Source organism: Paraburkholderia sp. CI3, assembly GCF_050436505.1.
Classification (GTDB): Bacteria; Pseudomonadota; Gammaproteobacteria; order Burkholderiales; family Burkholderiaceae; genus Paraburkholderia; species Paraburkholderia tuberum.
This window is the reverse complement of record NZ_JBNDMI010000003.1, coordinates 312,224-337,302: the sequence shown is the minus strand read 5'-3', so window position 1 is coordinate 337,302 and position 25,079 is coordinate 312,224. Positions and strand designations below refer to the sequence as shown.

The window sequence follows — 25,079 nt, the reverse complement described above, 5'->3', positions numbered from 1 at the left end:
TTTCTGGCCGAGAATGTCGCTCCCAGTATCAACAAGACCAAAACATCGTCTGATTTCTTCAGCGCTGAAAGTGAAAACCATAAAGCCGCTCATCAGCGTTTCCCGACCCACTGGACTTGCTGAGCGATAGACCGATCAGACGGCGAATGCTTCAGCAAGGAAACGACCCGTCAACACCTTGCTGAAAACGGTCATGCATGTAGTCTGAAAATCCCCGCTAGATACCCTTTCTCATGAGCACCCTGAGCTTTGGCTTTGGTTGCCTTCGAATAAACAAGAGTGCGTTCGCGTCACGCGTGACTTCGCCACCGCCATACGACCAGACATGGAGTCGCTTCATGAGCTTCAGCACGAGATATTCGCAATACTATGATCTTTTCTATCATGACAAGAACTACAAGGCGGAAGCGTCGTTTGTCACCGGACTGCTCGGGCGGTACGGAATAGTTGGAGGTCACGTGATGGATCTAGGTTGCGGCACCGGACGCCACGCGGCGGAATTCGCAGCCGCGGGATTTTGTGTTGCTGGCGTCGACATGAGCGCCGATATGCTTGCCCGAGCCGCTGCCAGGTGTACCACTCTGCCAGGCGCAGTAGCGAAGCGACTGACGTTTCAGCAAGGCGACGCGCGGATCGTCCGCACGAACGAACTCTACGACGCAGTCGTCTCGCTCTTCCATGTTGCGAGCTATCAAACGACCAACTCCGATTTCATGGCGATGTGTCACACCGCTGCGACGCACCTGCGGCCATCAGGACTGTTCGTGTTCGATTGCTGGTACGGTCCCGCGGTCCTCGCCGCTCCGCCCGACGTACGCATCAAACGCGCCTCCAGCGAAGAAACCGCGGTGATACAAATCGCCGAGCCCACGATGCGTCCTCATGACAATACTGTCGCGTTCAACTACACCGTCCTGCTAACGGATTTGAAAACGCTGTCGGTCGAGACCGTCCTCGAGACGCATGTGATGCGCTACATGTTCAAGCCCGAGATCGAACTGATGCTGGACCTCAGCGGATTCGAGGTCCTGGACAGTTTGAAGTGCATGGGCGGCGAGTTGGGTGCTACCGATCTCTCAGCGACATTCGTCGCGAGAAAACGGTGATGCTCGGAAACAGCCCGAGCGAGAAAACGTCGGAAAATACAACGAATGGCATGCCATAGCCAGCCTCGTCGATGAGTCGAGGCTGAACCGCCAGGCAGTCCCGCGCTGGCTAAGCGCATCGCGTCAAAGCGGCTCGCCGAAAGCCGCGTGCCACCACCTGCCACCCGGATCAAGTGTTTGTTCCGTTGCGTGACGGGCCATATTTGCTGCGGCGAGCAGTCGGTCAGCACCGCGCTGAACTTGACCTGCTGTTGCAGAAACTTCGCGAAAAGGCGGTGGCCAGCATGTCGCGCACCACGCCCACCGTGTAGTCCTGCTGTGCTTCGGTAAGCGCGAGACCACTCGGCAGATACAATCCCCTGCGACTCATGCGTTCGGCAATCGGGAAATTCTCTCCCTGGAACATCCCTTGCTTGAGAAAAACCGGCTGTTCGTGCATCGGCCAGAAGAACGGCCGCGCGCTGACACCTGCCTCCGCCAGCATGGACCGGAGCTCGTCGGCATCAAAGGGCAAGCTGTCGTCCAATACCATACCGAAGACCCAATAGATATTCTCGGCATATGGCAATGCCACCGGCGCCATCCCGATTCCCGGCACTCCCCGCAAAAGGCTTTCGTAGCGGCGGCCCAACTCGCGCTTTCGCGCGATGTGCGCATCTAGCTTCTCGAATTGCGCCAGCCCGACAGCCGCCTGGAGGTTGCTCATCCGATAATTCCAGCCAAGCTCTTCGTGGACGAATCGCCTCTCAGGCTTGAAACACAGGTTTCGCAAACTTCTCGCGCGCGTAGCCAGCTCGTCGTCGTCGCAGACGATCATGCCCCCTTCCCCCGTCGTGATGTGCTTGTTGGCGTAGAAGCTGAAGCACGATATATCGCCGAAACTGCCGCACTTCGCTTCGTTATAGGTTTGTCCGATTGCCTGCGCAGCATCTTCGATCACAACGAGGTTGTATTTCCTTGCGATATCCAGCAACGGAGCCATATCCACCGGCAGACCGAAAGTGTGCACGGCCATGATCGCCCGCGTCCGGCTCGTGATAGCGCTTTCGATCTTCGTCACGTCCATGTTCCACGTATCCGGACTTGAGTCGACCAGTCTCAAGCGGGCACCGGTGCGAACAATGGCCGATGCGCACGATATGATCGTGTGCGTGGGGATGATAACTTCGTCGTCGGGACCGAGCCGCAGAGCCACCGCCGCCACGTCCAACGCAGCGCTGCCGTTCGCGACGGCAATCGCGTGTCTGCGGCCGACGTAACCCGCCATCGCACGTTCGAAACGCTCGACGAACGCCCCGTCCGAAGAAATCCACCCGCTTTCAATGCATTCGTTCAGATAGACGCGCTCCTTTCCGTCGAGCAGGGGTTCGTTGACCGGAATCATCGCGCGCCGTCCTTAACTTCAAGCTCGACGCCTGGGCCGTTACTCGCTTCACTGCATCGGCTCAGGTTTGCGGACGCGAAGCGCAATTTTTCCTGCTCTCCCATATAGGGCCCTTGTTTGACTTCGAAGAAAGACGCGTCCTCAAGCATCTCGAAGCCGTGACCGCCCCACGCCAGCAAGATGACATCGCCCGCGTACAGTACACGGCTCGACAGGTAGTCCTTATCGGGCGTATAGAACTTCACCAGGACACGGCCACGCTTGACGAAGAGCACCTCTTGCGTCCATTCGATCTGCCGCACCAACTTGCTGTGAAGATGCGCGTCGATCACTTTTCCGGCGGGATGTTCCATGTACGCGAGTTGCTGAGGAAACTCCTTCGGAGTAAAGAAACTCACACCACTTCTCGAGAACGAATCCCGGATGATCATGGCGAGCGTTTCACCTTCGAACGAGACTACTTCGAAATTCGAGTCATGAACGACCTCTGCGTTGCCCGTTATCGATAGAGCTTCCATTTTTTTCCTCGAAGAGAGCCGTTAGTATCCCGACACACCGAACCTTTCGGGAGCAAGGCCGCTTACGACATAAATTGGCCCACGGAGGTCCTTCATGCGTCCCCCCCGAAGCTTAGGATCGGTTCGGCGGCCACACGGTCAGATGGCCGAATACGGAATGAAGTTGGCTGACCGGGGTATTACGTTGCAGCGTCACCTCGCGCATCCTTATATCCTCGGCAACGACCGCGGAGAAACGCACACGGACCGCGCCAATATATTGGCACCGTCCGCCATGACCTTGAATGGTCCATATGCGTTGCTAAGCTGATGAAACCGCACGTCGTAGCCCTTTGAATCAAGTGGCGGGGCAACTCACGTTCCGACCGACGTGTCTCTCTCGACTATTGGCCATTCACATGAACAAAAACTCTCGCATCTATGTCGCCGGACATAAGGGAATGGTCGGCTCGGCTCTCCTTCGGCGCCTTGCCAGTTCCGGATATGATCACGTGATCACGGCCTCGAGACAGTCGCTCGACTTGCTGGATCAGCGCGCCGTGATGGATTTTTTCGCTCGAGAGCACATAGACGTCGTCCTCCTGGCCGCAGCCAAAGTCGGCGGAATTCATGCCAATTCGACTCAGCCGGCTTCGTTTCTCTACGAGAACCTCGTCATCGAAACCAATGTGATTCATGCAGCATTCAAGAGTCACACGCAGAAGCTCGTCTTCTTCGGTTCATCGTGCATCTATCCAAAGCTTTGCCCTCAGCCCATAAAAGAGGATTACCTGCTCACGAGCGCTCTCGAACAAACCAACGAAGCCTATGCCATCTCAAAGATCGCGGGTCACAAGCTTTGTGAAGCGTATAACAAGCAATACGGAACGCGCTTCATATCGGTGATGCCCACGAATCTCTATGGCCCCAACGACAACTATGATCTTCAAGGCAGCCATGTGCTGGCCGCGCTCATCCGCAAGGCGCACGAGGCAAAGCTGAACGGACTCGAATCGCTCCCGGTATGGGGCTCCGGATTGCCGAGACGGGAATTCCTTCATGTAGACGATCTGGCGTCCGCGGTTCTCGTCCTGCTGAGCAACGACCTGGTCGAGGGCATGTTTAATGTCGGATATGGAAAGGACATAGCGATTGCCGACCTCGCACGACTGATCTGCGATGTCGTCGGTTTTTCTGGATCGCTGAGATTCGACTCGTCGAAGCCCGATGGGACGCCGCAAAAGTTGCTCGACGTATCGAAGCTCGCCGCTCTGGGTTGGGCGCCCACGATTACGCTCAGAGAGGGCATCGCCTCAACCTACGCCGACTTCGAGAATGACGTGCAGCGTACCGGGCTCGCCAGCGCCTGACGCATTCACGCGGCGTGCGCGATCCTGCACCACGGATTGAAGTTCCGCCCCTGGTATCCAGGGTACCCGTCTGCCGACTGCGGTTCCTGTCCCTCAATGCCAGCAAATCATGTGACTTTCAAGGCCACGACAGGTCATTCCGGTTAGAGCGGCTGATCAAAGCGTCGGCCTAGTCCGTTGAACCGGATGAATTGCACCGGGTTCGCCGCGATGGATCGGAGTACTTCCATTTCAATGGGCGCGCCTGCTTGTTGTATTGACAGATATAACGCATGAGCTTTTTGTTGAGATCCTTGGTGCTGGTGAATACGCCACGCGCAATGTCGTCGCGCTGGATGCGTGCAAACCAGTTCTCGACCTGATTCAGCCATGACGAATACGTCGGGGTGTAATGTATCGACACTTTCGGATGGTCAACCAGAAATGTTTGAACGGCGTTGCTTTTGTGGCTGCTCACGTTGTCGCAGATCACGTGAATCTCCTTTCCGCGCGGCTGTGCCCATACCACCTCCGTGAGGAACGCAACAAACTGGGCACTGGTATGGCGTGGCGCGGTTTTGCCCAGCACCTCACCGGTGGCAACGTTCAATGCGGCGAACAGGCTCAGGGTGCCGTTGCGTTTGTATTTAAAGCCATGGCTCTCGGCGCGTCCAGGCGAGAGCGGCAACATCAGGTCCTTGCGATCCAGCGCCTGGATGGCTGTCTTCCCGTCCACGCAGAACACCACCGCATGCAACGGCGGATTGAGGTACAGCCCGATCACGTCGGCTACCTTCGCCTCAAAGTCGGGATCGTTGGACACCATGTGGGTATCGAGGCGATGTGGCCGAATGTCGTGCTTGCGCCAGATACGCTGCACCGTCATGAAGGCCATGCCCAACTGTGCCGCCAGTTTGCGGCTGCTCCAGTGTGTCGAGCCGTCGGCCGGCTTACGTCGCAGTGTGTAGTCGAGCACTCTCGCTTCAAGAACCGCCAGGTCAGGTCGCGGTGCCCGGCCTGGATGTCTGCCGTACAGCCCAGCCAAACGCTCACTGGTGAAACGCATTTGCCACGTTGTAATGAAACGCGAATCGCAACGCAATTCCGCCATGATCGCCGCACGCGAGGCTCCTTCGTCGAGCAGCAAGATCAACCGCGCACGCCTCACCTGGCCAACGGCCATCGTGCGGCTGCGCTGCATCGACATCAGCTCTTCGCGCTCGGTTTCGCTCAGATTCATTTTGGCCATGCACTATTCGCATCAGTGCATTTTCATTGGTTCAATGGACTAGTCCTTGATTCGACTGCTCAAAGCCCTGGATATCGACCTTTCTAGCGCGTCTCGCGTCAGAAGTTGGGCGGCTGCTTTCATTGCCCGTTCGATGCTCATGCGTTTGCGGCGATACGTCTGCTCTGCGTTTGCCAACGCATCGGCGATGGACCTTGCATCCGCGGAAACAAAGCATATGGCGTCGTGAATCTCCTTCATGCTCATCGGGGGAAGTTCGGTGGAAATGACCAATCTTCCCGACGCGACATATTCGACAACCTTGAAAGGAAAGACCCCGTTACCCATTTTCTCTATCGAAACATGCGGGTTCACCAGCACGTCACAGTCGGAAATCAATTTGAACAAGACTCTTTCGTCCACCCGACCGTGGAAGTGCACCGGGTAATCTTCGGCGGACAGCCTTGCGAACTCGCATGCCAGCGGACCCGTTCCGCAGACGTGAAACATGAGGCGTCCGCCGGACTTCCGGATCAGGTCGAGAACCACGTCAGCACCCTTCTCGACGCTCAGCCCACCGAAATAGCCAACCATCGTTCTAGCATCTGCCGTTCGCGAGAATGGACGCCGCTGTCCACAAGCTTCAATGAGATCGTCCGACACCACGCCCGGACACAGCACCACTGGACAACCGCTGCGTTGATGTTCGCGTGTCGATAAGTGATCGTTAACCGCAAGACATAACGATGGAGCGGGTAACACATATCGCCATGCGATGAAGTCGAGCAACGGCTTCGGATGCCAGCGGCGACGAGAAAGCAGCCAATCTTCGAACTGGAGGATCAGACGCGCACCGAACCGGTGCGTCAGCACGCGAGCGAGCATCGACTCGAACGCGTACGCGTTATAGATCCATACGGCTTCGGGCTTGCCGACCTTCGCTATCTCATCGCTCAGCGCCAAGACTTCGAAGAGGTTCAGCAGCTTGCCGATGGGCCTTACAGGGTAGCAGCGAAGCGAAATCTCCCGAATGCGTTGCGTGCCGATGACGGAATCCCGACATTTTCTACGTGACCATCCTGCCTCTATATGGCCCGTATTGATCAAAAGAACATCCTTGGAAAGTTGCGATGCCAACGCCAGAAAAAACTCCACCTTGCGTGCGGCCCCCAGATTCACATTTGCCCCACGATTAGAGGCGCTGTAAGGCGCTATGAAAACAAGCATTTCTGCTGCTCCACGTCAGCGACTCCTGCTTCAGTGCCACGCAAGTCAACGCCACGCGATCGACGCGTGGACAAATACGCGCCGAGAGAGCACCCGTAGATGTCCCCAAAGCAGAGCATCAGAGTCGTCACCAGTGGATACTGCTCGAATAGGTTGATGTCCATGCAGGCTGCAATCGTGATCCCAATTAACACCACATATCGAACTGACTGACGCCTCGAATGACGCGGACGGATGCGCCAGAAAAACGCCGTCGCACCCGTCGCGAAAATTAGCATACCCACAATTCCGATTTGAAACTGCATCGTCACGAAGGCGTTATCGATGAGCAGATTGAACCGGTATTGCTCAGGGTCGACGCCCGCACGCTCGAGGAGCATGACGGCTGTGTTCGTGCCTACGCCGAGGCCCCGCCCCAAAAAGAGTTCTCCCGGAGTTGCCTCTGACAACTGCTCCGCTATCTTCCCCAGGTTGGATAAACGACCGCCTTCCTCGAGTTGATCAGTCAGCACATCACCGCGGCCGACCGCTTCCACCATGTGAGAATAGCCAACGATTGCGAGCCAAATAGCAATCGGTAGCGCAGTCACCACCAGCAGCATCCGATCATTACGGCTCAGCCGTCCCCCAAGCGTTTCCCAAACCACTACGCCGACGATGGACGCGATACTGAGCATAGCGAATCGCGTTCCCGAAGAGACGGCAATCGCGACTGCGAGGGAGAGCAATATAAGCCGATAAAACAGCCGGGCGCGGTCCAGAATGAGCACCATGCTTGCAAGCGAAATCGCATACATGCCTGCTAGCGCCGCGTTACTGAACAGGCCCGTGTACCGATCCTGCATAAATAGAACTTGCTGTATTTGTCCGAGTTGTATCCATTGTCGCAGGACAACGTAAAAGTCCAATGCGGCAAGCGCGAGCAATGCGAGGACGAGGGCCGTTTGTCCCTGCTTCTCGGCCGGCAGCAAACTCGCGAACACAAACAGGCCGAATGACGCATGAACCAGCAGAACCCAGCGCAATCCCGCAGGTAGGAAGAACAATGGCGTCCAACCTGCGATGAACGGCACGAGTCCCACCGATACGATGCAAAGAATCCACGTGAAGAACATCAGAATAAACGTACGCATTCCCCCCCGAAAGCGATTCAAACCGAGCGCAAGAGGCCACCCGACTCCGATCAAGGCGATGCTCGCGTCCTTCACGTACTTGACAGCACCTGCGTCATCCATGGCGGCCGAATTTAAGTTCCAGACGTTGATTGCTCCGGTGCCGAGCGCGCCAAGCGCCTGATCCGCGTATTGTGCCAAGCTTGCCGCGAAGAGCGTAAAGACAGCGAGTGAAAATACGAAACGCGGCGACATTCCACACGCTCCTGAGTTACATGCCGATTCGGCCAAACTTCGTCCTTACTCGTGATGCTCCAACGCCCTGTAGCCAGCCAGCGTGATCAGCGCATCCCGCTTGGCGATCTGATAGTCGGACAACACCATTTCCCTGACAAGAGCGCCGAACGTCACGGTCGGTGCCCATCCGAGCTTCGCGTGGGCTTTCGACGGATCGCCGAGCAAGGTCTCGACCTCTGTCGGTCGAAAATAGCGAGGATCCACTCGCACAATGACCGTCCCGGGCGCGACCCGGCATTCCCGGCTGCTCACACTTTCGACGATCCCGACTTCATCGACTCCGCTTCCGTCAAACCGAAGCTTGATGCCGAGTTCGCACGCCGCCTGCTGAACGAATTCGCGCACGCTGTATTGCACGCCAGATGCAATGACAAAGTCTTCCGGCTCGTCCTGTTGCAACATGAGCCATTGCATCTGGACGTAATCGCGCGCGTGTCCCCAGTCGCGTTTCGCCGACAAATTGCCAAGGTAAAGGCAATTCTGCGAACCGATTGCAATACGTGCGATGGCGCGCGTAATTTTGCGCGTAACGAACGTCTCGCCCCGAACGGGTGATTCATGATTGAACAGAATGCCGTTGCAAGCGTATATGCCATACGCCTCGCGATAGTTGACCGTGATCCAGTACGCGTACATCTTCGCTACCGCATACGGACTGCGCGGATAAAAGGGCGTGCCCTCCCGTTGCGGCACTTCCTGCACGAGTCCGAACAACTCCGATGTCGACGCCTGATAGAACCGGGCCGTCTTCTCGAAGCCCAGAATTCGCACGGCTTCTAGCATGCGCAGCGCACCCAGGCCGTCCGCGTTCGCCGTGTACTCAGGCTCCTCAAACGAAACCGCAACATGGCTTTGCGCGGCGAGGTTATAGATCTCATCCGGTTGCACCCGCTGAATAATTCGCAAGATGCTCGACGAGTCGGTCAGGTCGCCATGGTGAAGATGAAAGCGGCGCTGCGATGCGTGGTCGTCCTCGTATAAATGGTCGATGCGATCCGTGTTGAAGAGCGAGGTGCGCCGCTTGACGCCATGCACTTCATATCCTTTGTCGAGCAGGAATTGAGCAAGATAAGAGCCATCCTGGCCTGTGATACCGGTGACCAGTGCAACCTTGTTCGACATGGTTCCTTCTCCTTGTTTTGATACTGCGCTGTGCGTGATACTTCTTGCGATTCGTTCAGGCTGTCCTGACGTTGGACTCGCCGCCGCTTTTGCCGTACCCGTCGTACCCTGAACCGTATCGCGCCTTGTCGAGCGGAACATCGGTAAAGAGAGTTCCTGCCACGTTCACGCCACTACTGCGCAACCGGTTGAGCGCCTCATACAGTTCGTCCACCGGATGCCGACCGTGCCGAACGACCAGCAGCGTTGTACCGGCCTGCCGGCCGATCAGCGTTGCATCGGTGACAGCAAGCACAGGCGGCGTATCGACGACGACAGCGTCATACCGCCGCGATGCAACATCGAGTATCTCGCTCAGTCTCCGGGTCGTGAGCAAGTCCGCGGCGTTTGGCGTCTCGCCCCCGCGCGGGATCAGGTCGACGCCATTCATGACATCGCGGACGACCACGTCGTCAAACGCCGCACCTTTTAGCAACTCGGTCAAGCCGGGGCCGCCAGCCGGGTTGAAGGATCTGTGTATGTCGCCCATGCGCATGTCGGCATCGATCAGGAGCACCTTTTTCCCGCCTGTCGCCAACACGATTGCAAGATTGGCCGCGACAAACGACTTTCCTACCCCGGCACGGGAACTTGTGATCATCACGACATTGTTCCTGACTTCCGATCCGATCGATTGCAACGCTGTTCGCAAGCTTCGCACGCCTTCGACCGCGACATCCCCTGGCCATACCGCAGCAAGCACATGTATGCCCGGAGCCTTGCGGCGCATTGCCTCCTGCAAACGAATTTGCCGTTCGCTGTGCGGCACGACAGCGCAAACGGGTATTCCAAGGGCTGCCTCGATCTCGGCGCTTCGCTCGATTCCACCAGACAACGCCTTGCGAAGGAACGCGGTGACGATTCCCAGTACAAGCCCAAGCACGGCAGACAACGACAATAGTACCTGCCAGTTAGGCTTGCTCGACTTCTCGGGGGGCACGGCGAGATCGACAATGCGCACGTTGCCTACGTTGCCCGCCTTGACGACACGAAGCTGTTGCGCACTGTTCAGGAGATTCGTATAGAGGTCTGTGTCGACCTGAACGTTGCGCATCAGTCGCACTGCGTTTTGCTCCTTGTCCGGCAAACTGGCAACACGCTGGCTCAGCGCTTCGCGGTCTTGTTGCAATCGGGCGATCTTCGAGTCCACCGCCGTAAGTAGCGGGTAACCCTCCTTGTAATGCTGCGAGATGTCGTCGCGCTGCTGCAAGAGTCCGCGCAAGGCGGTATCGAGATCGACAACCTGTTGCAACAACAACCGGCTTTCCACACTCAGATCGACGGTTCCATTGCTATTACGAAAAGCATTGTACTTATCCTCTGCTTGCTGTAATTCGTCCCGCAGCTTCGGCAATTGACCCTCGAGGAAGAGAAGCGAGTGTTCGGCCTCGGACGTACGCCTTGCAAGATCCTGAGCGAGATACTGCTGAGCAACCGCATTGACGATGTCCGCAGTGCGCACCGGGTCGGGTCCCTCCAGGGCAACACCGATCATGCCGGTTTGCGACTTTCTTTCTGAAATGACCAAAGCATCTTTCAGCGCGAGGATCGTGGCCTCTATCGAACTTGACTTCAGTGTAAATTCCCCGCCGGGAGAAGCGGATAACTTATTGACGAGAAGATGTACCTTGCCGTCGCCGAAAGGCACCACCAGCTCGTGGCCGACTTCTCCTTTTCCGAGCGCTTTGCCGTCAGGTGCAATCAACTTGAAGTACGGGGCCTGTCTCGCCTTTACGATGAATTCGTGGCCGATTGCAGCATGAGGAACATCGAATTTCGATACTTCGATCGACTCGTCGCTCCAGGCGAACTGCCGCAGTCCAAACAGGGGTTTCATGCTGGCGGACCCGCTGCGGAGTCGCGCGATCCAACGGCCAATAAGTGGGAAGTACCGAGGTTGCGCCGTAGTTTGGAGATTCAGTTGCTGCACCGCCTCGCCGACCACCAGGCGTGAGCGCATGAGTTCCATCTCGGCGTCTGCACTGGCTTTCACCCTCGAATCGAATATCGAGGCAAGCCGGCCCAACGCTTCGGCTTCGGGAGAGCTGGACGCGGGTGTGCCAATCTGTATGAGCGCATCGGCCCGGTACAAGGGCGGATGCATCAGGCCGTACAACAATCCCAGCGCGAGAACGCCGAGCGCAATCATGCCGATTAGACGCCAGCTCTCGCCGATTGTGCGAAGGTAGTCCGAGATGGAGATCTCATCGCCCTGCAGCGGATCATCGCGCGTGATCTGTTTCCTTGAGGCCATGGTTTCTCGGGTGGAGTGCTTTGCGCCCGCCAGCGGGATAACGCCAGGGGCAACCAGTTACGGGAGCGACGACGCGACGCATTGACCGTGCGTCCATTTGGACAGGTACTCTGCTACTACTTCAATGACTGAAATTCGAGAATGCGGAACATTCGCCGCCGCAGTCTATTTTAGATAAGCCTGCTGCTTGCGCCGTGTCGAGACCGAAATCGCCAAGATGTTGTCGGGTACGATAGGACGGTCGTTTAGAATGAAACGATCCACTGGCCAGTAGCGTGACCTTTGGTGTCGTGAGTTGGAAATTCGTTTCATTAATTGGTTTTGCTGCCAGCGGTGACGAAGTGCTGCTTGAAGAGGCGTTCAGATTCTCGCAGGCCGTCCTCCGTCAGCACCACGGATTTTGCTTTGTTGACCGGATCGGCAATGAGCCCTCGTTCATGCAGTCGGTTGAGCGCATCCCAATCGAAGCTTTTCCAAGCCCGGCTATGGTCATGCAGGGTCAAATAGAGGAGCGCGAGGACAGCATCGTCAATCGCCGCAGTATTGATGTTCATGGCGTTCATCCTGATACCATCAGCTGCCATCGCCAGCGTCTGCTGCTTCATCCTGTTCTGCCTTATTCTCTCCGATCTATAACGCTCGGAGTAGCTCTGCGGTGGGCTTGATCAGCTTTGCCCCAGATGCGGGTTGGTCTAAGTCTCGAACGGCCGGTTGCCGATCATCACGACGTGGTGTGCGCCATGGACAGTAGCTCGTAGTTCCAGCATGTTCCGCGGACTTACAGCAAAACGCAGGACATCGCTTCCCGACACGAGCGTTCCAACCGGAGCGCTCGTACTATTACGCGAAAGCTGCAGCAGATAAAGACCGGACGACGCGCTCTCTACGCGGTTCGCATCGCGTGACACCAGCACCATGACTGCATGCCCTTCTTCGTCCTTCGGGCAGGAAATCTCAGTGTCGAAACTGCCGCCATCGAAATGCACGGTGTAGAGGCCCAATCCACCGATCCGATGCCTGGCATCCTCCAATGCGCGAAGCGCTCCACCGCGTATCGTCACATCGTCGGTGAAAGTGGTGGCAGGCAGGGTGTAGCGAGGCTGCGGTTCTTTGAAAACACAGTCCGATGACTGGACGGATCCGACAGGGCCGTCAGATCGAACGACCGAAACGCCGAAAGACTGCTGGATGTTGACACCGGAAACGCAGGAGGAGACGTCGAGTTCTCCTATGAACGCCGGGACGAGGACGCCATGACCAAGGTAAGGATCGTCCCATCCAGCGCCAACGGCACCGGTTCGCTTGCGATGGTCGCGATAGCCGACGCGTTCCATATAAACGCCGTTGAAGACAGCCGATTGGCATGCATCAACCAGCACCGCTGGACGCGGCGAGTAAGCGTGCGTTATTTGCATGAAGACATTGCTATTCGAAGGGCGCGCATAGCGCGCCATGACGCGTATGCAGAATCCGCAAATGCCCCGATAGGGATACGCCCTCGCCGGTGACGCGGCATTAGTCCGCGCGCTGAGTCTGCGCTCGCTGTTGATTGACTTGAAGAACGTGGCATCGAACCATTGATCGATCTTGCGCTCATCGTCGCCATAGACGCGGTCATAGATGTTACGTACGTTGATGATGGTGCACTTGTCCGCGAAGCCGCCTCGTTCGTTGTAGTCGTCGTTGCGATCGACCCATTGCCCTCCGACAAGAACAGGGACGCCCGTGCGCAGCGCCTCGATATTGCTGAACGTGCACTGTTCCAGCACAGCCGCATAGATACCCACCCCGCAGCCGACAAAGTGAAGTCTGTCAAAGATGCAGCCTGCGAGCGTCGCGGACAGGGCGCCAAAAGCCATGAAGCAATCCACGCATGTCAGATTCTCGAGCCCTGCATCCATCGCCGTGTCGAATTGATCGAGCAAGCCGAAAGTGACTGGCTGCGACGCGTCCGCCATGCCGTAGCGATAGTTGCCCTTCACCACGGCGTTATGTCCACATAGTTTGACCCCCGGCCATACGCCTACGCAATAGGGCTGTCGCATGGCAGGCTCAGACGGGAGTCTCCCGCCTTTTCCCTGCTTAACCGTGCCATCGTCGTGACAAGGGATGGCCAGCGTTCCGCGCGCGGCTGCAAGGTAGAACGTGCCGTTATCAAGCACAACGCACTGAGTCCGGCCCGTCGACGCATAGAGCGATCCTGCGAATGCGACGGCGCGATTGATCGCGTCACCGTCATCCGTCGTGCCGTCACCGCGTGCACCGAACCATCGGGCACGGATGTCGCCCTCGAATACGCGCTTCCAACGCTTTCCGCTCTTCGAAACCAGCACTGTGCCACCATTGTCCCGGCTCAAGACGTCGGTAGGATCGAGCCAATAATATGCAGCATCCAAATCGCGTTCGCCCGCAGCGTGCTGAAAAACGAGCAGTCTCGTAAGCGGTCCGCCGTAGTCACGCAAGCTGGCGTAGCCCTGAATCGGACCTTGCGCAAGCACAAATTCAGCGAGGTGTCGGATTTCGGTGTATGCGAGCGAAGACCTGGTGACTATCACCCTGTCGTCGGGCGACAAGTCGCTCACGGGCTGCATCGAGGTCGAACCGCTCTGCGTGTGCGACGGCTGCAGTCCCGATGCCTGCCGCTGCGCCGCTTGTGCAGATGCGCCAGACAGGCCGAAGCAGGCGGCCATGATTCTCCTCAAGGCACCACGTCTGTTTTTGAGCGCGTCCCCCGCCAACCGCAACTTTTCCTGGAAGTCGGCCATACGTTCAGAAGGTGGGTGTGAGAGTCACGAAAGCGGACCGAGCGACGCGTGCGCAAGAATCTGCTTCCTGAAGAGGCCGATATAGACGCCATAGTCGGCGATGATGCTCGCAATGATGGACGACCAGACCACCCATTCCACTGTGCCGAACTTCAAGAGCAGACATACCTTGAGCGGAATGGATACCGCGCTAAAGATCAGCACGGCAAGCAACTGGGGGCGTAATTCGCTCATTCCATTCAGAAAGATGGTGAAAGCGTTTCCCATTGCTTCGACCACCGCCAGCATCCCCGCCGCGCACAGCAATGGGAAAGGTACAGCCAGGTGATTGCCCGTCCAAACCTTCAGAAGCCAGGGGGAAGCTGCCAGAATCAGCGCGCTTGTCAGCACCGCGATGCCGCCCGTGACGCCCATGGACACCTTCAGCGTGTGCCTGATGAACATCTTCTCACCGCGCGAGTGTGCGTCGGCATAGAGACCCCAGAGCGGTCCCGACAGCATGGCCATCCCGACGGTGATCGCCTGGAACAACCGCTGCGCAACGGCCAGTCTCGCCACTTCCTTCGCGCCGAGAATGTTTGAAACGATCAGGGGATCGCATGCGCTGCCGCATATCATGCCAAGTTGAAGAATCAGGAACATGCCGCTCGTCCGCAGTAGCAGCCTCGAGTCTTGCCACCCCGTTCCCAGCCATATGCCGCGATGAACGCGAATAATCCGCTCCCGGCGAAGACGCCAAACGAGAATCAACGTCGTGCCGACCTGCATGCCATAGGTAGAAAGCACGAGATACGGCAACGGTGCGCGATAGCGGTTGCAGAGATAAAGAAGCGGTAGCGAGAAAAAGTATCCGATCGCAGCAGCGATATGTGGCTCCCATGCTCGCTGAAGACCATAAAAAACCTTTCTCACGCCGCTTAGTGGGATGTTCACGCAAAACAGCGTGATGAAAACCACCGTTGACTCCACCGCTTCTCTTGTGACGTCTGCCGATTCGATCTTGAGCAGCCTTTGGAAGTCCAGCAACCTCACGGCACCAACGAGCACAGCCCCAGCGGCTGCGCCGATCACCACGAGCAGCAGTACGCCGCGAGTCGCAATCGTCTGCAGTTTCTCTTGATCGCCGCTCGTTTTCGTGTCCGCAACCAGGTTGACGAGGCCATTCGCCACGCCAAGGTCAAGCACCGACAACATCACTGCGAGGCTTGATATTGTCATCCAAATGCCAAAGCGCTCTTGCCCGAGATACGGAAGCGTTAAAGAGACCGAGAGCAGCACTACCGCAAAGCCCATCGCGGCACTCACCGCATTGCATGCAGCGGAACGCGCGGCGCGCACATAGCGATCCCTGTCGCGCCCTTCCGAGGCTCCGATACCAAACGGCAAGCGACGAAAACAGAGCCGCAGGATGGAGACCGGTGCGCGCACGAAAAAATTATCTGCAAGCGGCATTGAAGCGTGTGATCCTCTGACGCTGCTCTTCCGCGAATGAGATGTCCTGGAAGGGGCAGCAACGGTTGAGCGTAAAATCGCGCTGACGAACTCAACTTCCTGCGACAGCCATCCTGCACGCGTGTGTTAAAGCAGAAATGCTTACGCTACCTGCTTGCTCATCAACGCGATATAGTTCTGCGCGACTCTGGAGATATGAAACCGATTGTTGAAACACTGCTTTGCCGAACATTGCATCGCAACCTTCTCGTCGTCCGGCAGCATTGCCCATTGCGTCAGAAGGCGGGTGATACCCTCTCGCGTGTCGTCGTCCACGAACCCGGCTCCATCGGCAACGACCTCTTGCCAGATTCCGACCTTGTCGGTCAAGAGCACCGGCACGCCGCACGCTAGTGCTTCGGCCACCACCACGCCGAAGTTTTCCTGATGCGAGGGCAAAACCATGACGTCGGCAGCGCGCAGCAGGGACCACTTGTGCGCCCCCGTTACCATGCCAGGCCAGCTAACACGATCCGCGATGCCGAGCCGCACGGCCTCGCGACGCAATCTCGCCCCGAGTCCATGATCATCGGGGCCTGCGACGACGAGGCGATAGTCGGTGCTCAAGTTCTGGAGATCGTGAAACGACTGGATTAGCAAGTCGCAGCCCTTCTTCTCGTGAATTCGCCCGAGAAAGAGGATAATCTTGCCCGGCGTCGCTAGCGAATGCCGCTGCGCAACGTCCAACGTTTCCGTCGAAGGTGGCGGTGCCGTGCCAATCATCATCATCAGCTCCTTCGCCCTGTACAGCGGAAACGCCAAGCGCGCCAGTTCGCGCTCACTGTCGGTGGTGAAGAGAACCCCCTTCGCATTGCTGATGACATGACGCTCCACAAATATCCAATAGACTAGCTTCTTGGCATGTTTCAACGGGCGGCCGATGTTGAACCATGGATCGAGCATGCCGTGCGGCATCACGAAATATGGGATCTTTTGCGGAAGAAGCGAGAGAACGGCCGCCGCGCTGTGGAACTGCCATATGCCGTCTACGATAATTGCATCGTACTGGTTCGCATGCTGTGTCAGCCACCCAACAAGCCTGAAGTTGAGCGCGTATTTGCCAGCGTGGTGGCCTAGCCTGACAACCAGATCGAAAACATTGTCGTCCGATTTGTCAGCATCAATAGATGAGTCAAGACAGACAATGTCGATAGTGTGTCCGGAAAGCCGGAGCTCCGTCGCGAGCCGTTTGAGCGCCTCAGCAGGACCACCATATCTTCGCTCGATTGACGAGATAATGTGAAGGGTTCTCAAGGCGGGATCTCCGGCTGACACTGACATTCATCATAACGCGCAGGTGCGGTTCAACTCTTCAATTCTTCGCTTAACGTAGGCCGATCGACTTGCGTTCTCGCCGCCCTCATCTTCTCCCTGACTTTCAGAACGATGAAGTACTCATAGACCGACTGCAGCGTCGCATACACCAAGCCCGGGTGCCCGTCGAGGAAGCCTCGACGAACGAAGTAAAGTAGAACGAACTTGATCACCGGGCGGCATGGAAGTTGGTAGAACAGGCGCTTTTGATGATAGCGGCGAGTCTGGAAATCGGCCGCAAACAGCGCCTGGGAAAGGCTGAACTTGTTGCCGTTCGCCTTATTGCGAAGGAACTGATCTGCCTCCAGCGAACTGTAGGCGTTATGCCGTGAAAGCCAGTGCGATAGCCCCTTGCTGAAAGGGAAGTGATCGAGATAGCCGTCGAGCCGGCCAGTCTTGCCATCCACCACGGTGACGGGATTGACGAGCCGTTCATAGTGGATATGCTGGGGTCTGAAAAGCCGAACGAAGTACGGTGAACCCTGCACGTGCCTGAGCCACCTGTCATTGAAGAAGTCGCGGCGTCTAATCTGAAACGCCACCGCATCGCCGGCGTTCGAGACCGCCGTTTCAATCTCCGGTACGAGCAATGGGGGAACGCGCTCGTCGGCATCCAGATACAGCACCCATTCGTGCTTGAATGGGATGTTTTTCAATCCCCAGTTCTGGTGAGTGGACCAGTCGTCGAATGGTCTGGAGATCACGTTCGCGCATACCGAGCGAGCGTACGCGACGGTCCCGTCTGTGCTGAGCGAATCAAATACGTGGATGTCGTCGGACCACCCGATGACGGTCTCAAGACAACCAGGCAAATCCTGTTCTTCATTCTTCGTCAGCACTAGTACGGACACTTTGCTCATTGGGCTCTCCGTGCTTGACTCTAAGAGAAATCTTCCTTGCTGGCATGCCGGCATACACAGTCCACTCATCCAGCAGACTCCGCGTTACCACTGATCGCGCGCCTACAACCGCTCCCGGCGCGATATGAATGCCAGGGCAAACGAATACTTCAGCGCACACCCACGCGTCCGATCCCACAATAATCGGCTTTGCCGTTAGCTGAAACGTCGGATGGTTGTAGTCGTGACTTCCTGTACAGAGCTGCGCGCCCTGCGATATCGTGCAACGCTCACCTAACGTGATGCGTTCGATGGAATACAAGTTCACTCCATTGGCAACGCCTGTAAAGTCGCCGATCGAAAGATTCCATGGCGCCCAGATGCGCACACGCGGATAGACGTGAACACCTGCGCCTATAGTGGCCCCGAATAGTCGCAGAATCCAGCGACGCCACGCATGAAAGACACGCGGCGTCGGTACGAAGAAGACGATGTAGATGACGCCCCAAAGAACCCTCAGAAATCTGTTCGACAACGAAAATGAAGGTCCCTGTCTCGAATTCACGCCTTTCAGGATTATGCTCGGACGAACGCCTTCCCGGTTGATTGCATCTTCAGGCATAGACTCCTCTCTCAACTGACCATCGTAGCGTCAACACGGCTCAATACCCGCGGTTGGCGGAAAGCATCAAGCTTTTGGCGGGGTGCTGCCGGCAGCGTGCTGATTGACACATCGCATCCCCAGCAGCAGGAGCATCATAGTCGGATTCGCCCCACCTCCCGTCGGCAAGACTGACGTGGCAAGCAGCTGGACATTCGCGACACCGAAGAGGTTGAGGTTTTTGTCCACCACGCCATCGGCGGGGCAAGCACCCATGCGAGTCGAACCCGTCGGATGGAAGATGCCTTCTGCGTTATCGATGTTGGCCCAGATTTGCTGTGGCTCGATCGATTTCCATACGCCAAGCGAGGCGAATTTGCTCTTCTCCAAGTTTTTTTAAATAGTTCCGATGTCTCGATTACGTTTTCTTTGTCTTCCGTGGACAACCTCCAGTTGATCTCAGCGAGTGGCAAGCCGAAGCGGTCGCAGCACGTATCGCTGAGAGTGATACGATTGTTGGGAGATGGAAGCTGCTCAACCACCGCATGGACAATCAGGCGCGAGTGAGCGGGAAACAGTAGACGTTTGTTCACGAGCCTCCACCACATGGCGCGCGCAAGCCAGGGGGTATTCGCAATCAAATCGAAGATTACTCGTGGCGGCGGTGACTTACGACGCTGTACATTCCGGAATATCTCCCGTAGCACATCAAAGCCACCGGGTTTCTCAACCTTGAACCCGATGTGGCAGAAACCTGGCGGCAGATGCCGCCGCGCCTCCGCTTGTGGCGCTAGCTCGAAACGAATATTGCGCATTGAACCGGCGGCGCCGAATCGAAAGCCGACGATCTTATTTAGCAAAGCGCTCTCGGAGGCGTCGATTTCCGCTACTTCTGCGGAAATATGATCCGCGAAGTTATGACCGAGCGCAGACGTAAGGGCGGAGACGGCTCCATTGTTCTGACGGTCGATTAGCAATGCCAGACGGGTTGTTTCGATCGCGCCAGCGGCGACGATGAGCTTCCTCCCCGAAATAGCTAGCCTGTCACCATTTTGCGATACCGCTTCCAGTCGGACGCCTTCAGTCTGAGTTTTGATTTTGACGACATGGGCATTCAACCAGACCTGAAGGTTGGCTGCCGCAGCGACGTCAGCGTCCAACAACGCCGCTACATTGCGCTTCGGGAATTCTGGCCACTTGGCGAAACGATTGACATGGGTCCCACCGAACTCGAACGGAAAGGAGACGTCGGAATACAGGCCCGGTTCCAGGGAGAATAGCCGCTCGACGTCACCGATGAAAGGGGTTAGTTCATCGAGTGAGATCGGCCAGTGGGCATTGCAGAGATCAGAGTTTTGGAAGGGAATGAGGGCACCGCCCCATCGCATCGAGGTACCGCCCAGGCATCGGAAACGTCCGTGCGAGGCACCCTTGTAGAACATCCCCTGCTGGACGACTTCATTGAGCGGATGCGTGTCCTCTTCCTGGCGCAATCCGCCGGTTTCCAGGCAGATGACGGTTGCGCCTGTCTTGCGCGCCAGTAGTACGCTGATCGGTAGGCCGACGGTTCCCGCGCCGATGACTATGAAATCGGCTGCCCGCGAAATCGCGCCCTGCCCGCCCAGGTCATTGAGCATTGGCCGTTTCCTCCACGAGCCGGGCATATTGCTGCAGCCTGGCCAACTGCTTCGTGCTAGCGATGATTGCGCCATTCGTATTGCGAAGTAGTGCCCGACGCAGAACCTCTGTCACGGACAGCGGCGACCCCTCCTTGCGGGACGCGGAGACATAACCGTAAGTGATCTGGAAGGGTTTGCGGTAGCAGGTCAGTACGTCAGCCTCCCGACCGGTGAGACTGTCGTGGACCTGAATGAAACGGGTCAGTTCGGAGCCGGCAGCGAGGAACGGTTCGACCTTATCCGTAGTTAGCGCGAGGCCGAAAGTACGGACCGTTCTGTCGCGTAGGAGACTCTCGAGCCATTTCAACCATTCATCAGTATTGAGCAGGGAAAGTTCAGGCTCGTGCAGCGCGTAGATGTCGATAGAGTCACGCTTCAGACGACGCAAACTGCCCTCGAGTGTTCTCTTCGCTCGGGCGACTGAAAAGTCCACCGTTGGACCCGAGATGGCCTTTATGAAGCGCCCTGTCGCCTTGCGAACAAAAACAGCGGCCCCGCTTTGCTCCTCGCCGCCGGGCGAATAGATACCGACTTTGGTGGTGACAGTGACCTCCGGTCGTGCTTTGAGAACGTGGCCAAGATCGCGCTCGGCCAAGCCAAAGCCATAGTAGGGGGCCGTGTCGAAATGGGTAAACCCGGCGTCCACCGCAGAGAATAATAGTCGTCGTCTTGCTTTTTCGGAGCCACTGTTGAAAAGACTGGCGGTGCCGAATATGAATCGCGAAAGTACGATGGGAGTCCCGGTCAACTGAACGCTTTGCACGATTAGCTCCCGCTAAATGCTCGTCAAGCCCGCGCCTTGAATTGAATGACGAGAATGTTCTACCGACGATCAGCGTTACCCCGACGTGAAAGGAATATAAGCGCCGCGCCCTGATGCCCCCCGGTCAAGACGGAAATTGGCAAGAAGTTGTCGGCTTTCGCCCACCGCGAGTGGGAAGAGACCGGCACCAGGCCTCCTGCGCCCACACGACTTGCGATCATATGTCCTGGCTGGCGAAGCCCATCTAGGCGAGGCACGACAAGCATTTGTCCGACCGGGCAATTGGATATCTGCGATCTTCGAATCAGGAAGGCGAACGCGCAGCTTTGACACAACGCGAATACGAATGCGACTGCGAGCAAGCCACGGAACGATAGCCTCCATCAGAGTCCGAACGCATGGGTCGTACATTCCCGTGCCCAACGCAGACTTGATCTTTTTTTTCCCAAGATGTGGATTACTCAATGAAAGTGCTGATAATCTCGCTCAACTATGCGCCAGAGGTGACAGGGGTGGGAAAGTACTCCGCGGAGCTTGCGGAGTGGCTCGCATTACAGGGGCACACGATACGCGTGATAACCGCGTCTCCATACTATCCTGAGTGGCGCATCAAGGCTGGCTATAACGCGTTGACGTACTCGACTGAGCAAATCAACAACGTTTCCGTCATACGCGTTCCCTTCTGGTGCCCCAAGCGCCCGTCGGGTCTGAAGCGCGTGCTACATCTGATGAGCTTCGCGGTCTTCGCGAGTCCGGCCGCCCTATGGCAGATCGCGTGGCGTCCGCACGCCGTGTGGCTCGTAGAGCCACCTTTGTTCGCGTCTCCCGTCGCGTTGTTCGCCGCCCGCGTCGCCAGCGCCTCATGTTGGCTTCATGTACAGGACTACGAAGTCGACGCGGCGTTTCGACTGGGCATACTGAAAGGCCATGTCGCAAGAAAGCTGGCTTTGCGCGTGGAAAGATGGTTGATGTCACGCGCCGACGTCGTCTCGACACCCTCCGCAGCAATGACACGGCTCGCCGTGCAGAAGGGGGTCTCCTCGGAAAAAGCTTTCACCTTTCCCAACTGGGTCGATACTCAACACGCGCATCCAAACAGCACGGACAACCCCTATCGCGCGCAGCTCACCATCGGCCACGGAGCGCTGGTCGTCCTCTACTCAGGCAATCTCGGACTTAAGCAAGGTCTGGAAATCATTGTCGACGCTGCAAAGCTTCTCACGTGGCGCGCGGACATCATGTTCCTGATCTGTGGCGCTGGACCAGCAAAAGATGTCCTACTCGAAAAGGCCCGTGACGTACCGAACGTCAAGTTTCTCGCGCTGCAACCTAAAGAGCGGTTCAATGAATTGCTATCGCTTGCGGACATACACGTCCTTCCACAGCTTGCAGGCGCCGCGGATCTCGTCATGCCTTCGAAGCTTGGCCCGATGCTGTCGAGCAGCCGACCGGTAATTGCGACTGCGAATGAAGGTACCGAGTTATGGAGCGTCATCAACTCGGTTGGCGTCGCAGTCGAGCCCGGCTCTTTCACGGCGTTGTCACACGCCATCCTTCGTCTCGCCGACGACCCGTCGCTTCGTGAGCGCCTTGGCACCCTCGGACGGCAATACGCCGCATCCAATTTCTCGAAAGAAACGATTCTTCTCCAGTTTGAGGCACGGCTTCGCAGCTCAGTTCTCGGCAAACGAGACCTCGGAGACCGCGCGACGACGTAGGCCCACTTAACAGTCTTCGGATCCGGTGCTAGCGCAAATGAGCGAGATCCAGCTTGCTTCGTAAGCCTCACAAAGTATCCTAAGGAGGCAGGGATGAATTCAGAAGGGCTTAGTGCTGACCTTCCCGTAGACTGGACGGATGAGGAGTCGGAGTTCTTTATGCGTGCATTGGAGGCGATCGCACTGGCCTACAAAGAACAGACCATCACGCTTGAAGAGGCCGGAGACCGGATTTGCATGGTTGCGGTCACGAGACTCGGTGAAGCCATGGGCATGAATGATTCAATCAGATGTATTAGCCGGGACTAGATCTGAAGCGGCTTCGCCTTGCAGCGCTTTTCGTCCACCCAGACGTCAACACCTGGACTTTTGCAGACCTTCCCTACTAATTCACCAAGGTATGCGGCCAGTTGAACGCGCCGTAGTTTCATTAAGTCAAAACTTAGCCCTGTCCGGCCGATAAAGGTTGAAAGTAATTGGTGGGATTTTTTTTCACGCGGTAAGTTATGGCGTGTAACGATATTTACGTGGCACAACTCCTCATTATCTTGCCAGTTTATCTTCAAAGTCTACTATATGAAGAATACGCTTGAACTAGGAATACCGATATATGGGAACCTCGCTGATTCGCATCAGGCGCAGACTCCCGATATCGTTATACGAAACGGGAAGTCGATGCTTGTTGTTACTATTTTCTTTCTGATTACCGGGGTTGCTGCCCATATTGCGGTGACGCCTCCGCTATTTTGAAGCGGACACCTTGCATCTCGACATTGAGGCAAGGCCGCTGCATTTTCCGCTGACAGTCGTTTTTATCGCGCGCCGCGACCTGGGATGCCGGGCTTGCATCTCCGCCCTTCGGCAACGTATTTTTCTCGCCTGAAACCTTGTCGATTAAAACGGCAAGGATAAATCTGAAAACGCGAGAATCGAAGTCCGACGACACATGGAAATCCTGTCTTTTTTCTGTGTGACGAATAGAAACCTGCCGAACTGGAGGCCGCATGACGCCAATCTTATCTGACGCGCTAGCACCGCTTGATTGTCCGAGACAGGACATTCGGTCTGTTCAGTGTTCGACAATCGTGAAACACGTGGCGATTATTTTGTATGACGGATTTTCGTTGCTGGACGCCGGTACGCTCGCCGAAGCTCTGCATGTCGCTAATGAATTACAATCTCAAAGTTCGAATCATTCCGTGACATATCGCGTGAACCTCATCTCGGCTGGCGGTGGAGGGGTTGCGTGCTCGTCATCGATGATGGTTTGGACAGACCATTTTTCCACGCGCGATTTCGATCGTCTCGACAACCTCTTCATTCCCAGCGGGAGTGGTGTCGCTCACGCCTCCGTCGACGACAACCTCATTGATCTGTTGCGACTGGTTTGTGCAAGAGGCGTCAGTGTCACCGCGATCGGGAATGGGCACATGGTTTTGTCGGCTGCCGGCGTGGCGCGGTGTGATTGGCCTTCGATGAAGCATGATATCCGTCTCCGATCGTTATCCGCGAGCGCTGCGGAGCATGATCGCGATCAGGCTTTGGTGACCTCGCTCGCACTGCTCAGGATGGATCTGGGAGCGGAGTTGGCCGCGCGCGTGGCGGACCGTCTCGGCTCGGATGGCGGGCGTACATTGGCCCCCGCGTTCGAAGAGATGGATGCAAAGACGCTCGCCGAGAAAGCACGTGCGTCGGCGCGTTGGATCGTCCAGAACTGCGCGAAGCCCATATCGGTGGGCGATGCGGCGCGCACGTCTTCGATGAGTGAGCGCAATTTCCTGCGTCTGTTCAAACGGGAGCTCGGTGTTACGCCTTCAAAGTACCTTCTTGGTGCGCGGCTCGATCTTACGTGCAAGCTGCTCGCCAACAGCGATCTTCCGGTGGACAAGATCGCTCGTAGAACCGGTCTTAGCAACGGAGAGAGACTGTCGAAGCTTTTCCGTAAAGAGCTCTCGATGTCGCCTACTGAGTTCCGGACGCAGAGTCGACGAAAGAGTTGACGTACGAACAGCAATCCAGATGCGCAAGTGGGGAGTCACGTCAAGCGCACCGGTGAACCGCCCCGGGAATCGTGGAGGCTGGTTGGTTTAAGTTAATGCGAGTTCGGCGACCGTTGTTTCAAGTTGCCGATAGTAGTTTGTATATGAACGTCTCCCGTTTGAGCAAGCTCTCTTGTGCGTAGACGGACAGGATGGGTTGCAGCTGTATATCCGGCCTTGCTGCAGCTGGTTCTTCCGCTGCGGGCCACTATGGAATCCGCTGACCCGCACCTCATTTTTCTCACGAGCTCGGAG

General features: G+C 56.8%; 21 protein-coding genes. 5 read left to right on the top strand and 16 right to left on the bottom strand.

Going from position 1 to position 25,079, the window contains the following annotated elements; all coding sequences use genetic code 11:
* Nucleotides 1–338 precede the first annotated feature (338 nt).
* Nucleotides 339–1,106, top strand: a complete 768-nt coding sequence (locus OKW29_RS10405) for a class I SAM-dependent DNA methyltransferase (RefSeq protein WP_429290992.1) — start codon at nt 339–341, stop codon at nt 1,104–1,106.
* Nucleotides 1,107–1,329: 223 nt separating this feature from the next.
* Here OKW29_RS10405 and OKW29_RS10400 read toward each other — a convergent pair whose 3' ends face one another.
* Together OKW29_RS10400 and OKW29_RS10395 are read right to left on the bottom strand one after the other, a co-directional pair.
* On the bottom strand, nt 1,330–2,490 hold the full coding sequence (locus OKW29_RS10400) for a DegT/DnrJ/EryC1/StrS family aminotransferase (protein ID WP_429290991.1): 1,161 nt from the start codon (nt 2,488–2,490) through the stop codon (nt 1,330–1,332).
* A complete protein-coding gene (locus OKW29_RS10395; protein WP_429290990.1) occupies nt 2,487–3,008 on the bottom strand; it encodes a hypothetical protein in 522 nt (173 codons plus the stop codon). Before OKW29_RS10395 ends, OKW29_RS10400 begins: the two co-directional genes overlap by 4 nt.
* Nucleotides 3,009–3,406: 398 nt before the next feature.
* Here OKW29_RS10395 and OKW29_RS10390 point away from each other — a divergent pair, with 398 nt between their 5' ends.
* On the top strand, nt 3,407–4,357 hold the full coding sequence (locus OKW29_RS10390) for a GDP-L-fucose synthase family protein (protein WP_429290989.1): 951 nt from the start codon (nt 3,407–3,409) through the stop codon (nt 4,355–4,357).
* 169 nt (nt 4,358–4,526) lie between these two features.
* Here the strand turns inward: OKW29_RS10390 and OKW29_RS10385 are convergent, their stop codons facing one another.
* The 13 genes from OKW29_RS10385 to OKW29_RS10325 all read right to left on the bottom strand — a co-directional run bounded on the left by OKW29_RS10385 (nt 4,527) and on the right by OKW29_RS10325 (nt 21,067).
* Nucleotides 4,527–5,585 (bottom strand): IS630 family transposase, encoded by a 1,059-nt coding sequence (locus tag OKW29_RS10385; protein ID WP_429290988.1) that lies wholly within the window; start codon nt 5,583–5,585, stop codon nt 4,527–4,529.
* A gap of 39 nt (nt 5,586–5,624) precedes the next feature.
* Entirely contained in the window at nt 5,625–6,791 is a 1,167-nt protein-coding gene (locus tag OKW29_RS10380) for a glycosyltransferase (protein WP_429290987.1), read from the bottom strand.
* Nucleotides 6,776–8,158, bottom strand: coding sequence for a hypothetical protein (locus OKW29_RS10375; RefSeq protein WP_429290986.1), 1,383 nt, complete (start codon nt 8,156–8,158; stop codon nt 6,776–6,778). Before OKW29_RS10375 ends, OKW29_RS10380 begins: the two co-directional genes overlap by 16 nt.
* 45 nt (nt 8,159–8,203) lie before the next feature.
* Complete coding sequence (gene gmd / locus OKW29_RS10370) at nt 8,204–9,322, bottom strand: GDP-mannose 4,6-dehydratase (RefSeq protein ID WP_429290985.1); 1,119 nt, start codon at nt 9,320–9,322, stop codon at nt 8,204–8,206.
* Nucleotides 9,323–9,377: 55 nt separating this feature from the next.
* Nucleotides 9,378–11,615 carry a polysaccharide biosynthesis tyrosine autokinase gene (locus tag OKW29_RS10365; RefSeq protein WP_429290984.1) on the bottom strand — a complete coding sequence of 746 codons (2,238 nt, stop codon included), beginning with the start codon at nt 11,613–11,615 and terminating at the stop codon, nt 9,378–9,380.
* 311 nt (nt 11,616–11,926) lie between these two features.
* Nucleotides 11,927–12,169 (bottom strand): DUF6429 family protein, encoded by a 243-nt coding sequence (locus OKW29_RS10360; protein WP_184071575.1) that lies wholly within the window; start codon nt 12,167–12,169, stop codon nt 11,927–11,929.
* 138 nt (nt 12,170–12,307) lie between these two features.
* Complete coding sequence (locus OKW29_RS10355; protein ID WP_429290983.1) at nt 12,308–14,380, bottom strand: hypothetical protein; 2,073 nt, start codon at nt 14,378–14,380, stop codon at nt 12,308–12,310.
* Nucleotides 14,381–14,404: 24 nt separating this feature from the next.
* On the bottom strand, nt 14,405–15,832 hold the full coding sequence (locus OKW29_RS10350; RefSeq protein WP_429290982.1) for a lipopolysaccharide biosynthesis protein: 1,428 nt from the start codon (nt 15,830–15,832) through the stop codon (nt 14,405–14,407).
* Between the two features lie 141 nt (nt 15,833–15,973).
* A complete protein-coding gene (locus OKW29_RS10345; RefSeq protein WP_429290981.1) occupies nt 15,974–17,125 on the bottom strand; it encodes a glycosyltransferase in 1,152 nt (383 codons plus the stop codon).
* 50 nt (nt 17,126–17,175) lie between these two features.
* Nucleotides 17,176–18,045, bottom strand: a complete 870-nt coding sequence (locus tag OKW29_RS10340) for a glycosyltransferase family 2 protein (RefSeq protein WP_429290980.1) — start codon at nt 18,043–18,045, stop codon at nt 17,176–17,178.
* On the bottom strand, nt 18,008–18,646 hold the full coding sequence (locus OKW29_RS10335; RefSeq protein ID WP_429290979.1) for a putative colanic acid biosynthesis acetyltransferase: 639 nt from the start codon (nt 18,644–18,646) through the stop codon (nt 18,008–18,010). The genes OKW29_RS10340 and OKW29_RS10335 overlap by 38 nt, the downstream gene beginning before the upstream one ends.
* A gap of 66 nt (nt 18,647–18,712) precedes the next feature.
* Entirely contained in the window at nt 18,713–18,901 is a 189-nt protein-coding gene (locus OKW29_RS10330; RefSeq protein WP_429292478.1) for a GMC oxidoreductase, read from the bottom strand.
* A 1,350-nt stretch (nt 18,902–20,251) separates the two neighbouring features.
* The gene (locus OKW29_RS10325) at nt 20,252–21,067 is read right to left on the bottom strand and encodes an aldo/keto reductase (protein ID WP_429290978.1); all 816 of its coding nucleotides are present in this window, start codon (nt 21,065–21,067) and stop codon (nt 20,252–20,254) included.
* Between the two features lie 464 nt (nt 21,068–21,531).
* Here OKW29_RS10325 and OKW29_RS10320 point away from each other — a divergent pair, with 464 nt between their 5' ends.
* The gene (locus OKW29_RS10320) at nt 21,532–22,785 is read left to right on the top strand and encodes a glycosyltransferase WbuB (protein WP_429290977.1); all 1,254 of its coding nucleotides are present in this window, start codon (nt 21,532–21,534) and stop codon (nt 22,783–22,785) included.
* 93 nt (nt 22,786–22,878) lie between these two features.
* Nucleotides 22,879–23,094, top strand: coding sequence for a hypothetical protein (locus tag OKW29_RS10315; protein WP_429290976.1), 216 nt, complete (start codon nt 22,879–22,881; stop codon nt 23,092–23,094).
* A gap of 394 nt (nt 23,095–23,488) precedes the next feature.
* On the opposite strand, the gene OKW29_RS10310 is transcribed toward OKW29_RS10315, so the two are convergent.
* A complete protein-coding gene (locus OKW29_RS10310; protein WP_429290975.1) occupies nt 23,489–23,731 on the bottom strand; it encodes a hypothetical protein in 243 nt (80 codons plus the stop codon).
* Between the two features lie 148 nt (nt 23,732–23,879).
* On the opposite strand from OKW29_RS10310, the gene OKW29_RS10305 reads away from it, so the two are divergent.
* Entirely contained in the window at nt 23,880–24,785 is a 906-nt protein-coding gene (locus tag OKW29_RS10305) for a GlxA family transcriptional regulator (protein ID WP_429290974.1), read from the top strand.
* Nucleotides 24,786–25,079 lie beyond the last annotated feature (294 nt).

Coding starts and splice junctions, on each gene's coding strand:
- OKW29_RS10375 (WP_429290986.1), bottom strand. CDS start 8,158: ATGTCGCCGCGTTTCGTATTTTCACTCGCTGTCTTTACGCTCTTCGCG.
- OKW29_RS10380 (WP_429290987.1), bottom strand. CDS start 6,791: ATGCTTGTTTTCATAGCGCCTTACAGCGCCTCTAATCGTGGGGCAAAT.
- gmd (WP_429290985.1), bottom strand. CDS start 9,322: ATGTCGAACAAGGTTGCACTGGTCACCGGTATCACAGGCCAGGATGGC.
- OKW29_RS10355 (WP_429290983.1), bottom strand. CDS start 14,380: ATGGCCGACTTCCAGGAAAAGTTGCGGTTGGCGGGGGACGCGCTCAAA.
- OKW29_RS10330 (WP_429292478.1), bottom strand. CDS start 18,901: ATGGGTGCTTGCCCCGCCGATGGCGTGGTGGACAAAAACCTCAACCTC.
- OKW29_RS10350 (WP_429290982.1), bottom strand. CDS start 15,832: ATGCCGCTTGCAGATAATTTTTTCGTGCGCGCACCGGTCTCCATCCTG.
- OKW29_RS10320 (WP_429290977.1), top strand. CDS start 21,532: ATGAAAGTGCTGATAATCTCGCTCAACTATGCGCCAGAGGTGACAGGG.
- OKW29_RS10400 (WP_429290991.1), bottom strand. CDS start 2,490: ATGATTCCGGTCAACGAACCCCTGCTCGACGGAAAGGAGCGCGTCTAT.
- OKW29_RS10335 (WP_429290979.1), bottom strand. CDS start 18,646: ATGCCTGAAGATGCAATCAACCGGGAAGGCGTTCGTCCGAGCATAATC.
- OKW29_RS10395 (WP_429290990.1), bottom strand. CDS start 3,008: ATGGAAGCTCTATCGATAACGGGCAACGCAGAGGTCGTTCATGACTCG.
- OKW29_RS10340 (WP_429290980.1), bottom strand. CDS start 18,045: ATGAGCAAAGTGTCCGTACTAGTGCTGACGAAGAATGAAGAACAGGAT.
- OKW29_RS10360 (WP_184071575.1), bottom strand. CDS start 12,169: ATGAACATCAATACTGCGGCGATTGACGATGCTGTCCTCGCGCTCCTC.
- OKW29_RS10385 (WP_429290988.1), bottom strand. CDS start 5,585: ATGGCCAAAATGAATCTGAGCGAAACCGAGCGCGAAGAGCTGATGTCG.
- OKW29_RS10390 (WP_429290989.1), top strand. CDS start 3,407: ATGAACAAAAACTCTCGCATCTATGTCGCCGGACATAAGGGAATGGTC.
- OKW29_RS10315 (WP_429290976.1), top strand. CDS start 22,879: ATGAATTCAGAAGGGCTTAGTGCTGACCTTCCCGTAGACTGGACGGAT.
- OKW29_RS10365 (WP_429290984.1), bottom strand. CDS start 11,615: ATGGCCTCAAGGAAACAGATCACGCGCGATGATCCGCTGCAGGGCGAT.
- OKW29_RS10405 (WP_429290992.1), top strand. CDS start 339: ATGAGCTTCAGCACGAGATATTCGCAATACTATGATCTTTTCTATCAT.